Genomic DNA, 12,907 nt, shown 5'->3' with positions numbered 1-12,907 from the left:
TTCCGGGGCGGCGTCTGATCGGCCCAGCCGCACTCCCATTCGGCGACCGCGGCCGCGAACAGCGTGGCGCCGAAGATCGCGTAGGAGTCCGGCGTCGGGCCGACCCAGCCGCCGAGCGCGTAGACGGTGGTGTGGAACCGCCGTGCACCGCGACCGCGGGCCAGAGCGAGCGAGGCGATCGGGTTACGCAATCAGCTGCTGCGGCCGGTCACCGCCTAGCGGTGCCGACGCGGGTGCCCGTGCCGGTTTCCGCGCGGGTGGTGCCAGCGGCGTGAGCGCTCGTGGTTGCCGCGGGTCGCGTGGTGGTGTCGTTTCGTCGGGGTGCTCTTCCGCGGTTTCGGGCGGGCGGCCACGGGGTTCGGGGCCGCGGGCCCACGGGCCTTCGTCGGCGCGGCGGCCTTCGTGGGTGCGGGCTGCCGGGTGGCGGCGACCCCGGCGAGGGTGGTGATCTTCGGAGCCGTGGTCGCCGCCAGGCCCGTCGAGGGGAGGGCGGCGCGGTCGAGGGCGGCGTCGGCGGGCGTGGTGGGCTCCGCGTCGCCCCGGGCGTAGGAGAGCAGGCCGATCGTGACGACCGCGGCGACAACGGCGGCCGCGGCCACCCGGAGCGCGCCCGTGACGCGGAGACGGACCAGCGGTGACGCCGAGGGGCGAGTCGCCGGTGCGGCCGGCAGCGACGGCGGTGCCAGGCGTTCGGTGAGCCATCGCGGCGGCGGCACCAGCGGGAAGCCTCGCAACAGCCGGTCGGCCGGGATGAGGTCGGACGTGGTGTCCCGGCAGGCCGCGCAGTCGTGCACGTGCCGGGCGATCCGCTGACGGCAACGGACCGACGGCTCGCCGTCCCAGTGGGCCACCACGTCGGCCAGCCCGGGACAGCGGGGGTTCGACCCGAGCGCACGCACCACCGCCCTGGCGTCCTCGAACCGGGCCTCGATCTCGCGGACGACGACGGCCGTCTCGGTCGTGGGCAGCCCGAGGACCGCGTCGAGCTCGGACCGGCTGAGTTGGCCCGCGACCTCCAGCCACCACAGCGACAGCAGCGCCCGCTCGTCGTCGACGATCCAGCGGGTGGCTTCGACGGCCTCCCGGCGTTGACCGGAGGGCCACACCTGGAGCATCGTGCGCGCGGCGAAGCCCGGAAGGCTGTCGACCGGTTCGGTTCGAGGCGCGAGCGCGGTCCGGTCCGCTGTGCGCAGTACCTGGACCGCGGTCATCAGCAGCCGCGCGCGGAGGTGGCCGAAGTCGCTCGGTGGCCCGGCGAGCGTCTCCGCCACCGTGCGATGCAGAACGGTGAGAATCGCCGGCGTGGACTCCACTGCCCGGCCGACGAGGTTGTAGGCCAGGGCCCAGTTTTCCCGGATGACGTCGGCGGTCTCGAGTTCCAGTCCCTCGCGCAAAGCCTTGCCCCGTTCGTATCAGCGAGACAGCTAGCCACATTAGACACGGGAACAACTCCGGCCCGCCTGTCTTTGGAGAATGGCCTCACGGTGGGCGGCTCGAAACCGCGCCGTCGGCCTTCGACGTGGAGCCGGCGATCGCTCGGCGGTCCTGGCCGCCGCGTTTCAGTGACGGCGGTCGGCGTCTTCCTGGTCGAGCGCGGCGAGCAGCGCGTCCAGGGGGTCGACCTCGTCGACCGGTGTCGCCGGTTCCTCGGCCGGGGCACGCGTGGGCGCGACGGGGCCGGCCGGGCGCACGGCGAGCCGCCAGTTCGTGGGGCACCGGTAGATCGGGTAGCCGTCCGGACTGGTGACCGCGCTCGTCAGCTTGTAGTCGAGGATCCCGTCGGCGACGAGCATCTCGACCGTGGGCGGCAGCTGGTGGTTGTTGTCGCGGTACACGGTGAGGCTGGTGTAACTCGCCGGACCCCCACGTAGCTCGATCCGGGCTTCACTCAACGTCCGTACTCCTCCGACCGGTCTGGGCTAACACCTGAACCGTACCCAGGTGAGAGTTTTCGTCCACGTACGGCTCGGAACCGGACTCCGGACGCGACCGTGACGGATGTATAGCAACCTGAACGAAGTAAGTCGCACGCTCGTCGAAAGCTGGGGAAAGGTCCGGTATGTCATCTACCCTCCACGTCGCGACCACGGGTTCGGACTCCTGGGAGGGGACGCCCGACCGGCCGTTACGGACGATCGACCGTGCGGCTGAGCTGGCGCGAGCCGGAGACACCGTGACCGTTCACGAGGGGGTGTACCGGGAGTGGGTCCGTCCGCGACGAGGTGGCCTGAGTGATCGGCGGCGGATCACCTACCAGGCCGCGCCGGGTGAGCACGTGGTCGTCAAGGGTTCGGAGCCGGTGACCGAGTGGGAGCCGGTCGAGGGCACGGTCTGGAGGGCGCACGTGCCCAACACGCTCTTCGGGTCGTTCAACCCGTTCGCCGAGCCGGTCGACGGCGACTGGGTCGTCCACGCCGCCAAGGACGCCCCCCGCAAGCACCTCGGCGACGTCTACCTCAACGGCAAGAGCTTCTACGAGGTGCTGACACTGGCCGAGGTGTCCGACCCGCCGCGCCGCACCGAGGTGCTCGATCAGTGGACCGAGCTACCCGACCGGGTGCGCGACCCGGAGCAGACGCGCCACGTCTGGTACGCCGAGGTGGGCGCGGACTCGACGACGATCTGGGCCAACTTCCAGGGCGTGGATCCGCGCGTCGAGCTGGTCGAGATCAACGTGCGGCGGTCGGTCTTCTACCCGACCGAGCACCACCTGAACTACATCACGGTGCGTGGCTTCGAGCTCGCGCAGGCCGCGTGTCCCTGGACCCCACCCACCGCCGACCAGCCGGGGCTGATCGGCCCGAACTGGGCCAAGGGCTGGATCATCGAGGACAACGACATCCACGACGCCAAGTGCTCGGCGATCTCGATCGGCAAGGAAGCCTCGACCGGGCACAACTACGCGACGACCCGCAACGACAAGCCCGGCTACCAGTACCAGCTGGAGTCGGTGTTCTCCGCCCGGCAGATCGGCTGGGACGCCGAGCACATCGGCTCGCACGTGATCCGCCGCAACACGATCCACGACTGCGGCCAGAACGGCATCGTGGGTCACCTGGGCTGCGCGTTCTCCACGATCGAGGACAACCACATCTACAACATCGCCGTGAAGCGGGAGTTCTACGGCTACGAGATCGGCGGCATCAAACTGCACGCGCCGATCGACGTGGTGATCCGGCACAACCGGATCCACGACTGCACGCTCGGCACCTGGCTGGACTGGCAGGCCCAGGGCGTCCGCGTCTCGCGCAACGTCTTCTACGACAACAACCGGGACCTGTTCGTCGAGGTCAGCCACGGGCCGTACCTGGTCGACCACAACGTTCTCGCCTCCGCGGTGTCGTTCGAGTCGTTCAGCCAGGGCGGCGCGCTCGTCAACAACCTGTTCTGCGGCACCCTGCAGTGGCGGCCGGTGATGGACCGCCCCACCCCCTACCACGTCCCGCACAGCACCGAGGTCGCCGGCTACGCGCAGATCTACGGCGCGGACGACCGCTACGTCGGCAACGTCTTCCTCGGCGGCGACGTCGACCGCGCCTACGCCCCCGGAGCGAGGTTCCGGGGCGCGCCCGGCCACGGCCTGGAGATCTACCAGGGTCACCCGACGACGTTCGCCGAGTACCTCGAGCTGATCGAGGCGCAGTCGAACGACCACGGCGAACACGAGCGCTTCCCCGGCGTCAAGCAGCCCGTCTACACGCGTGACAACGTCTACGCCGGTGGGGCGCGCCCGTCCGACCGCGAACCGGACGCCACCGTGCTCGACGGGGCGGCCGCGGTCGCGCTCTCGGACGAGGGCGACGAGGTCTACCTGCAGGTCCAGCTGCCCGAGGGTTTCGACGGCGTTCGGGTCGGGGTGGTCACCGGGCGGGATCTGGAGCGGGTGCGCTTCGTCGACGCCGACTTCGAGGAGCGCGACGGCAGCCCGGCGGTGATCGACGTCGACGTGACCGGCGTCCGCAAGGAGAGCGGGCGGGAGTACCCCGCCGGCCCGCTGACCGCGCTGCGCTCCGGCACCACCCGGTTGCGCGTCTGGTAGTTCCCCGTGTTCCCGGGGGCGCCGAGCCCGGCCAGCTCTGGTGCCGCTGACCCAGCGTTTCGGACTGGCGGCGGACCAGGGCTCCGGCCTCGGACGGCGGGAGCGGACGATGGAAACGGAAGAGGCGTCTTAATCGTCGTCTCAGGTTCGCTCGGTAGGAAAGCACCGCACCGGGCGGCGGCTGGTCCGTCCATGCGACCCGGAAAGGCAGCCGTCGATGATCTCCGTGCTCGTGGTGGACGCCCAACCGCTGCAGCGCTTCGGGTTTCGGATGTTGCTGGAAAGCGCCCCCGACACCGAGGTCGTCGGTGAGGCCGAGAACGGCGCCGAGGCCGTCCGGCGGATCGCCGAGCTGCGCCCCGACGTGGTGCTGATGGACATCCGCATGCCGGGCGTCGACGGGATCGAGGCCACCAGGCGTGCCGTCGCCGCCGGTGGGCGTTCGCGGATCCTCGTGCTGACGACGTTCGACGCGGACCGGTACGCGTTCGCCGCGCTGCGTGCCGGTGCGAGCGGGTTCCTGCTCAAGGACATCCGCCCGGAGGAGTTGCTCGCCGGCATCCGGGCCGTCGCCGCCGGGGACGCCGTGATCGCACCGGCGCTGACCCGGCGGCTGCTCGACGCGGTCGGTGACCGACTCGACGACGACCTCAGCGGGTCCGGGCGTGAGGATCCCCGGCTGTGCTCCCTGACCGGCCGCGAACGCGAGATCCTCGTCGCCATCGGCCACGGCCTCACCAACGGCGAGATCGCGCAACGGTTCACGCTGTCGGAGTCGACGGTCAAGACCCACGTCGGACGGGTCTTCGCGAAGATCGGCGCGCGCGACCGGATCCAGGCCGTCATCCTCGCCTACGATCTGCGGCTCACCCGGCCGGTCCAGCGCGTCCGTGGGTGAGCTCGACATCTTCGGTGAGCTCACCCACGTTCAACGCTTCGTCAGGACTTGCGGGTGGAGACCGTCATGATGCCGATGCACATCTCGTCGCTGGTGCCGTCGCCCCAGACCACGTAACGCGGTGGCAATTTGCTCAGCTGCGGCAGCTTTTCGCGCAGCCCCGCGTCGTGCGTGCAGGTCGTCCGCAGCGTGTCTCCCGGACCGATCTCCACCGGCGACGGCAGCGCCACCAGCCGCTGGTTGTCGAAGTCGAACTGCGGCACGTCCAGCAGGACTTCGGCTTTCGGCGTGCCCGGGTTGAGTTCGACCTTCAGCGACCGCCCGAGCATGTGCATGTGGCCGAAACCGGCGAACAGCGTCATCGGCTCCTCCACCTCGTGGTCGCAGGTCTGGGTGTTGCCGGGCTTCGGTGCGCTCTGGCCGCACTCCTCCACCTGACGGTCCGCCATTTCGCCGACGTCGGCCCCGAACCTCTTCGTCACGTCGGCGATCGAGGCCGCCCGGTCACAGAGCGGACCCGACTCGCCCGGAGCGCAGGGCAGGTCGGTCGGCGCGTCGAGCGACAACGTGACGAGTTCCCGGGTCTTCGGCGTGCCGTCGGTCAGCCGCAGCCGTACCGCCGAGCGATCCGACCCGGCCGGCTTGCCCTCGGTCGCGAGCAGGTTGTAGTGGATCTGCAGTACGAGCAGGCCACCCGGCTCCAGCTTGTAGCCGGCGTCCTCGTCGAGCAGCGTCTCCGTGGAGCCCGGCGCCCAGGTGTCCACCCACGCGGCGTCGCCCTCTTCGACTTCGGCACCCTTCACGCCGGTGCCGCCGAAACACTGCCAGCCGAGGCCGGGGCTCTGGGCGTCATGCTCACGCACCGCGGCCGCACCGTCCGGCGGCACCGAGTACACGATCGCGTGGTGCGCGATCGCGACGTTCTCCGGTGTGAACTGCGTCCCGGTCAGGAACGCCGCCTTGGTCAGGCCCGGATCGATGACCTGGCACCGGTACTCGTCGGTGCCTCCCGCCGGCGGCGCGGGCGTGTAGGCCTCGGCCATCGTCAGGTCGACGAACCGCTCGCCGGGGCGCAGCGGCTTCGACGGAGCCGGCGACACGGCCGCGTGCGCACCGTGTGCGCTGTGCGTGCCGGACGCGGCGGGTGCGGTGCGCTTGCCGGTGTCCGACCCGCAGGCGGAGGCGACGGTGCACACCGCCGCCAGCGCCATGCTCGCCGCTCCGAACTTCCACAGCGGACTGTCAGGTTTCCTCATGGCCGGAAACGCTAGGGGCGCTTCCGCCCGATTTCGTCCTACCGCGGTCGTCATTCCCAGCGGTCAGGTGGTACCGCGGTGCTGCTCGCAGCTCGGCCGACTCGCCTGAGCACCGCATTAACGGTCGTCTCAGATTCGCTCGGTACCAAGTCGGCGTCACGCAAGCGATGCAGTTCGTCTGTGGGAGGCAAGTGAATGGCAGTCAACGCAGCGCCGCCCGGAGAAGCGCCGACCGGTCGGCTGGCCGGTCGATGGGTGCCGTGGTTGGTGATCGGCTTGTGGGTGGTGCTGGCGGTGGTCATGGTGCCGCTCAGCGCGAAGTTGAGCTCGGTCACCACCGACCGCGCCGTCGACACCCTGCCGGCCGGCGCGGAGTCCACGAAGGTCGCGGTACTGGAGGACGGTCGCCCCGGTGGCGAGGAGAACACTTTCGTGTTCGTCTACCACCGCGCCGGCGGCCTGACCGACACCGACCGAGCGGCCGTCCGGCGTCAGTACGACACTCTGGCCGAGCGGTTCCCGCCGAAGGCGGCGGCGGCACCGGCCGACGGGGAGGACGGCCCACCGACGAGGCTCTCCTCCGACGGTAGGGCAATGATGTTCACCCTCGAGCTGAGCAAGTCCTACGGCGCGCCGGAGACCCTCGTCGGCCCGCTGCGTGACGCCGCGAAGGACCGCCCCGCCGGCCTGGAACTCGACGTGACCGGCCCGGCGGCGATCGACGGCGACCTGGAGTCCGTCTTCGACGGCATCGACGTGCAGGTCCTCCTCACCACCGTCATCGTCGTCACGCTCCTGCTCATCCTCACCTACCGCAGCCCGGTGTTGTGGTTCGTCCCGCTCGTGGCCGTGGGCGCGGCCGCACTGACCGCGATGGCGAGCGTCTACCTGCTCGTCAAGGTTTTCGGCATCGTGATCAACGACCAGAACTCGGCGCTGCTGACGATCCTGGTGTTCGGCGTCGGCACCGACTACGCGCTGTTGCTCATCGCCCGCTACCGGGAGACCCTGCACCACCACGAGAACGTCCGGGTCGCGATGGTCCACGCGCTGCGCGGCACGGCGCCGGCCATCGTCGCGTCCGCGGCCACCGTGGTCGCCGGCCTGCTCTGCCTGCTCGCCGCGGACCTGAACAGCACCAGCGGGCTGGGCCCGATCGGTGCGGCCGGGATCCTGTGCGCGCTCGTCGCCATGCTGACGCTGTTCCCGGCCCTGCTCGTGGTGCTCGGCCGGCGGATCTTCTGGCCGGCCGTCCCGCGCTTCAGCGCGGCCGTGACGGAGAAGCCGGGGCTGTGGGGACGGTTCGGCGCCGCGATCAGCCGCCGCCGATGGGTGGCGACGCTCGGCTCGCTCGGAATCCTCGCCGTGCTCGCCGTCGGTCTGACCGGCAACACCAGCGCCCTGCGCCAGCAGGACCAGTTCCTGTCCGCGCCGGAGTCGGTCACCGGTTTCACCGTTCTCCGCCAGCACTTCCCGGAGCTCGGCGGCCAGCCGATGACGATCTTCACGCGGCCGGCCCAGCAGCAGCGGGTACTCGACGTCGTCACGGGCACCCCCGGTGTGGCCATGGTCATCCCGGGTCAGACCAGCGACGGCTGGGCCGACGTCTCCGTGTTCCCGAAGGACGCGCCGGACACCGCGGCCGAGTACGACACGATCGAGCGGGTGCGTACCGCCGTGCACGCGGTGAACGGCGCGGAGGCGATCGTCGGCGGGCCGAGCGCGGAGCACCTCGACACGGCGGTGACGACCAGCCGCGACGAGAAGCTGGTGATCCCGCTGGTACTCGCCGTCGTCCTGATCGTCCTCGGGTTGCTGCTCCGTGCGGTCGTGGCCCCACTGGTGCTGATGGCGACCGTGATCGTCTCGTTCGCGGCGGCCTTCGGCGGGAGCGTGTTCGTCTTCGAGACGATCCTCGGGTTCAAGGGCATCGACTACGCGGTGCCGCTGCTGGCCTTCCTGTTCCTGGTGGCGCTCGGCGTCGACTACAACATCTTCCTGGCCGGCCGGGCCCGGGAGGAGACCGTGCGTCTGGGCACCAGGGAAGGAATGCTCAAAGCTCTCTCCGCCACCGGTGGTGTCATCACCTCGGCCGGCCTCGTCCTGGCGGCCACGTTCGCGGTCCTCGTCACGCTTCCGCTGGTGATGCTGGTCGAGGTCGGGTTCCTGGTTGCCTTCGGTGTGCTGCTCGACGCCCTGCTGGTGCGGTCGGTCCTGGTGCCCGCCCTGACCCTGCTGATCGGCCGGCGGATGTGGTGGCCGAGCCGGCTGTCGCGACCGGCGGGACGGCGGGACGGCGGGACGTCGCTCGCCGACGAGAAGCAGCCCGCACTGCAACGGTGAGCGCGGCGGTGCGGACGAGATACCGGCTCTCGTCCGCGCCGTCGGGCGTTTCAGCGCGCGGCCACGAGCTCCGCGAACGGGTCGGGCGGGGCTGCTGCGGGAAGGTCGACCCGGAGCAGCGCTCCACCGCGGGCGGAGCGGGCGACGGTGGCCCGGCCGCCGTGGGCGTCGACGACCCGCTTCACGATCGACAGGCCCAGCCCCGATCCCGGCAACGCCCGGGCGCTGTCGGCCCGGTAGAACCGGTCGAACACCCGCGGTACGTCGACGGCGGCGATGCCCGGCCCGGCGTCGTCGACCTCGATCACCCCCGACGTACCTTCGGCCCGCAGCCGGACGTGGACCGGCTGGTCCGCGGGAGACCACTTGGCGGCGTTGTCGATGAGGTTGAGCACCGCCCGTCGGAGCGCGGCCGGACGGCCGCTCACCCACACGGACGTCACCTCGAGCGTGACCTCGACGTCGGGCACGCGGGAACGCGCCCGGATCACTGCGGCCACCACCACGTCGGCGAGGTCGAGCAATTCGGTGCTCTCGTCGCTGACGTCACCGCGCGCCAGGTCGGTCAGCTCTGCGGCCAGGGTGCTCAGTTCGGCCACTTGGACGCCGAGATCGTTGAGCAGCCGCGTCCGGCTCCCGGCCGGCAGCGCGCTCTCCAGCGCGCCGCGCCGATCGAGCCGGATCAGCAGCTCGACGTTGAGGCGCAGGCTGGTGAGCGGGGTCTTGAGCTCGTGGGCGGCGTCCTCGGCGAGAAGCCGCTGGGCCTGCCGGGAATCCCGGAGCGCGGCGAGCATGTCGTTTATCGACTGGCTGAGCCGCCGGATCTCCCCACCGCCCTCGTCCGGGATGTCGGCGTCGAGATCCCGGGTGCGCGCGACCCGCACCGCCGCGGCGGTCAGCCGATCGATCGGTGCCAGCCCGGTCCGCGCCACGGCCCGCCCGACCAGGGCGCCGCCGGCCACGCAGAGCAACCCGATCAGCAGCATGCCGAACCCGAACTGGTTGATCGGGCTGTCGTCGGCGACGTCGGCGACCTGGATCGCGCCGTCGCCCGCTCGCAGCGTGTAGATGAGATAGGCGTCCTCGTCGCCGTCGCTCGACTCCATCAGCTCGCCCGACGCGCCCCGCGCCACGCGTTCGGCCTGCTCGCTGACGTGGGGCAGCGCGGGTTGGCCGACCGGCGTCCGGGTCGAGCCGTCGGGCCGGATGACCCGCACCAGCCGACCGGACCCGGGATACGGCGGTAGCGCGAGCTCGGCCGCATCGGCGCGTTCCGCGTTGGTCACCAGGACGCGTGCGTCGGCGCGCAAGGCCTTCTTGGTCGTATCCTCCAGCTTTCCGCCCATCAGCTCGCTGGCTACCTGGAAGGCCACGAACACGCTGACCGCGATGGCCGTGGCCGCGATCAGCGTCATCCTGGTCCGCAGGGAACGCCGGTGCCACCATCGGGCCAGCCGGCCCGGTTCCCGGCGGCCGGACCTGCTCACGGAGGAGTCTCGCGCAGCGTGTAGCCCAGGCCGCGCAGCGTGTAGATCAATCGCGGCTCACCCGCGGCCTCCATCTTGCGGCGCAGGTAGCTCACGTAGACCTGCAGGTTGTTGGCGGTGGCACTCATGTCGAAGCCCCAGATCGCCTCGAACAGCGCGTCGCGGGTCAGGACCCGGGTCGCGTTGCGCAGGAGTACCTGCAGGAGGGAGAACTCGGTCCGGGTCAGGCGCAGCGGCCGCTCGCCCCGCCACGCCTCGAACCGGTCGGGATCGAGGCGGACGTCGGCGAACGACAGGATCGGCGACTCCTCCCCGTCGGTCGGCGTGCGTCGGCGCAGCAGGGCGCGCACCCGGGCCAGCAACTCCTCGGTGGCGAACGGCTTGGGCAGGTAGTCGTCGGCGCCCGCGTCCAGCCCCGCGACCCGGTCGGAGACCTGGTCACGGGCGGTCAGCATCAGCACCGGCAGGTCCCGGCCCTCGGCCCGCAACCGACGGCAGGTCTCCAACCCGCCGAGGCGGGGCATCATCACGTCGAGGATCAGCAGATCCAGCGTGTCACCGCCGGCCCCGCTGAACCCGTCGAGCACGGCGAGACCGTTGGCGACGCTACTGGTGTCGTACCCCTCGACCTGGAGCACCCGCTCCAGCGACTCACGAATGGCCGCCTCGTCATCCGCGATCAGAATCCGCACGCGGGGCCGCCCTCCCTCCGGTCGATGCTTTTGCCGCCCAACTCTCCCCGACCAACCTGAGGCCAGTATTAAAGGTCGCGCACCGCCTCGATCAACGCGCGTCGATCCGGGCCGGGAACGCTCCGCCGACCTGAACTCCGAATGATCGGGGTTGGCTTTGACGAGGGCACCGATCCGGGCGGCGAGCAGCTTCGAAGACCTGTGGTGACGCGAATCGGAACGTTCGGCCGGGGTGCTCTGCTCGGGGTGGTCGCCGCCGGTGCCGCGCTTCGGTTCGGCCACCCCTCGTTGCAAAGAGTGTGCGAACCGCGCGCGCTACCGCGGCAAGGGTTGGTGCATTCTTCGATGGACGGTGTTGCCGCTGATGGCGTGAGACGTTTCGACGAGGTGTTCGAGCCGGTCGTCGCGGTGACGGTCGGTATCCGGCGTCGCCTGCGTGGGCTGCTCGCGGTGTGGAAGGTAGGCGATCAGGTCGTCGAGGACACCCTGCTCGTCGTGGAAGAGTTGATCGCGAACGTCATCGATCACGCCAAGACCCCCTTCCGGCTCGTCGTGCAGTACCGATCTCGCAACAGTGGGGTTGGGAGAACGAGGAGTGCGGCAAGACGGTGTGGGCGACGCTCGCCGTGTCTCCCTGATCGCGGAGCCGCCCGGCCCCGGTGATCAGCCGGCTGCGACGGGCATCGCGATCCGCAGGACGGCATGGGCGTAGCCCCGGTTGCCGAGCAGACTGTGCACCAGCGTGCGCGAGATCGGAGTCTCGACGACGTCGCTCATCGGGCTGACACTCAGCTCGGCCGCGGTCGCGTCCAGCAGGATCGTGCTCGTGACCTCACCGGCGGCCAACCAGGAGGCCGGGTCGTCGTGGGGGCTCCAGAGCACCAGGTAGCGGGCCCCGCTGTCCCGTCCGGGGCCCGGTAGCAGGAGATCCCGCTCCTCCGGCCACAAGGCGCGCAGCGGTATCCGTCGTAGCGTCGAAGCCGGCGTTTCGGTCGGTCCGGCCCGGGTGGGGCTCGATTCGCCTGCCCGGTTCGCGGAGACATCGAACTCGACGAGTGACTCCGGGGCGATGTCGGTCAGGTACACGCCCCAGCTCTCGGCCATGCGGCTGAGGCGGTCGATCGTCCCGTCCGGAATCGGCACGGGGGAGGGGCGTCGATCGGTACGGCGTTCGGTGATGGCCCGCAGGAGGCGGGCGTCCGACGACAGCGGTTCGTACGTCCCGGCCGGGGTGATCCGGGCCATCAGTCCCGGCTCGCCGTCGATCGGGAGCCGGTCCACCGAGGCCCAGCAGCCGGCGGCGGCGAGCGCGACCAGTGCGTGGTCCAACGCGATTCCGCAGCCGAGCGTCAGCATGCGTCCCTGCGGGTCGACACCAGCCAGCTGCCGGGGATCGTCGACCCGCAGTTCCAGCCGGTGCGAGTGGAGATCCCAGCTCCACGGCTCGGTACGGAAGATCGAAGGGGCTCGTCCGGCGGCCGCGATCGCCTGACGCAGGCTGCCATCCACCGTGGCGTCCATCTGGGGCAGCTGATTCATGGTGATCCCGTCTTGGCGGACGATGTCCGGAGGCCTACGTCGCCGGAGCGGGGCTGCGGTCCTCGTCGAGGATCGCGGTCGCGTGCGAGCCGTGGTCGCCGCGCGTCGCGGTGGCCATGATCAAGGTAGGTAGCTCCGCGAGTGGGTCGGTGGAGTACGGCCACCATCCGCCGTCGAGCATGCCGCGCCCGGCGAGAGCCGGGTCGAGCTGGAGTCGGATCGGTGAGGTCTCGCTCGATATGACCTCGGTGACTGAATGGTAGATCGCTTTGACCGGTTGTGCGGATTCCGCACGGACTATTTCCTCGGTGCGGCCACCCGTCGGCCGAAGCGTCGCGTCCGAGTGGCCGGGGGACGGGCGTCGATCACCGAGGGCGACCGAGGCCATGCCAGCACCGTCGCCTGCACCGGATCCGATGCAACACCGGACCATCGGAAGCCTCAACCTGTACGCGTCCCGCTCCGCCGCTTTGGACTCCACGGTGGCGGCAGCGGCGCCGGGGGAGGCGCTCGCCGGATAGCTGAGAGGCCGCCGCCCGATGGTGCGCGGCGGTCGTGCCGGGCAGCTCGACGCTCCACGGAGGATTCGGTCGGCTGATCGGGGGTAGTCCGGGGTTGCCCCGTCGTGTGGATGCGTCCGCGGCGGTGGGCCG

11 protein-coding genes are annotated in these 12,907 nt (G+C 70.7%); 3 read left to right on the top strand and 8 right to left on the bottom strand.

Features of this window, described 5'->3' with window-relative positions:
- Nucleotides 1-215 precede the first annotated feature (215 nt).
- Together CRYAR_RS44175 and CRYAR_RS37705 are read right to left on the bottom strand one after the other, a co-directional pair.
- Nucleotides 216-1,394, bottom strand: coding sequence for a hypothetical protein (locus tag CRYAR_RS44175; protein WP_051571456.1), 1,179 nt, complete (start codon nucleotides 1,392-1,394; stop codon nucleotides 216-218).
- 165 nt (nucleotides 1,395-1,559) lie between these two features.
- The gene (locus CRYAR_RS37705) at nucleotides 1,560-1,892 is read right to left on the bottom strand and encodes a hypothetical protein (protein WP_035857974.1); all 333 of its coding nucleotides are present in this window, start codon (nucleotides 1,890-1,892) and stop codon (nucleotides 1,560-1,562) included.
- Between the two features lie 167 nt (nucleotides 1,893-2,059).
- On the opposite strand from CRYAR_RS37705, the gene CRYAR_RS37700 reads away from it, so the two are divergent.
- A complete protein-coding gene (locus CRYAR_RS37700; RefSeq protein WP_035857971.1) occupies nucleotides 2,060-4,039 on the top strand; it encodes a right-handed parallel beta-helix repeat-containing protein in 1,980 nt (659 codons plus the stop codon).
- 217 nt (nucleotides 4,040-4,256) lie between these two features.
- Entirely contained in the window at nucleotides 4,257-4,937 is a 681-nt protein-coding gene (locus CRYAR_RS37695; protein ID WP_035857969.1) for a response regulator, read from the top strand.
- Nucleotides 4,938-4,978: 41 nt separating this feature from the next.
- Here CRYAR_RS37695 and CRYAR_RS37690 read toward each other — a convergent pair whose 3' ends face one another.
- On the bottom strand, nucleotides 4,979-6,193 hold the full coding sequence (locus CRYAR_RS37690) for a monooxygenase (protein ID WP_211247832.1): 1,215 nt from the start codon (nucleotides 6,191-6,193) through the stop codon (nucleotides 4,979-4,981).
- 195 nt (nucleotides 6,194-6,388) lie between these two features.
- On the opposite strand from CRYAR_RS37690, the gene CRYAR_RS37685 reads away from it, so the two are divergent.
- Nucleotides 6,389-8,536, top strand: coding sequence for an MMPL family transporter (locus CRYAR_RS37685; RefSeq protein WP_035857966.1), 2,148 nt, complete (start codon nucleotides 6,389-6,391; stop codon nucleotides 8,534-8,536).
- A gap of 50 nt (nucleotides 8,537-8,586) precedes the next feature.
- Here the strand turns inward: CRYAR_RS37685 and CRYAR_RS37680 are convergent, their stop codons facing one another.
- The 5 genes from CRYAR_RS37680 to CRYAR_RS37660 form a co-directional block, all read right to left on the bottom strand.
- Nucleotides 8,587-9,951, bottom strand: coding sequence for a HAMP domain-containing sensor histidine kinase (locus CRYAR_RS37680; RefSeq protein WP_211247831.1), 1,365 nt, complete (start codon nucleotides 9,949-9,951; stop codon nucleotides 8,587-8,589).
- A 68-nt stretch (nucleotides 9,952-10,019) separates the two neighbouring features.
- Nucleotides 10,020-10,715, bottom strand: coding sequence for a response regulator transcription factor (locus CRYAR_RS37675; RefSeq protein ID WP_035857961.1), 696 nt, complete (start codon nucleotides 10,713-10,715; stop codon nucleotides 10,020-10,022).
- Between the two features lie 315 nt (nucleotides 10,716-11,030).
- Complete coding sequence (locus CRYAR_RS37670) at nucleotides 11,031-11,243, bottom strand: hypothetical protein (protein ID WP_035857959.1); 213 nt, start codon at nucleotides 11,241-11,243, stop codon at nucleotides 11,031-11,033.
- 135 nt (nucleotides 11,244-11,378) lie between these two features.
- A complete protein-coding gene (locus tag CRYAR_RS37665; protein ID WP_051571455.1) occupies nucleotides 11,379-12,254 on the bottom strand; it encodes a hypothetical protein in 876 nt (291 codons plus the stop codon).
- A 34-nt stretch (nucleotides 12,255-12,288) separates the two neighbouring features.
- Nucleotides 12,289-12,642, bottom strand: a complete 354-nt coding sequence (locus tag CRYAR_RS37660; RefSeq protein ID WP_035857957.1) for a DUF5994 family protein — start codon at nucleotides 12,640-12,642, stop codon at nucleotides 12,289-12,291.
- Between the last annotated feature and the right edge of the window lie 265 nt (nucleotides 12,643-12,907).

This window comes from Cryptosporangium arvum DSM 44712 (genome assembly GCF_000585375.1).
In the GTDB taxonomy this organism is placed as follows: Bacteria; Actinomycetota; Actinomycetes; order Mycobacteriales; family Cryptosporangiaceae; genus Cryptosporangium; species Cryptosporangium arvum.
This window is presented reverse-complemented; position numbering and strand designations above follow the sequence as displayed.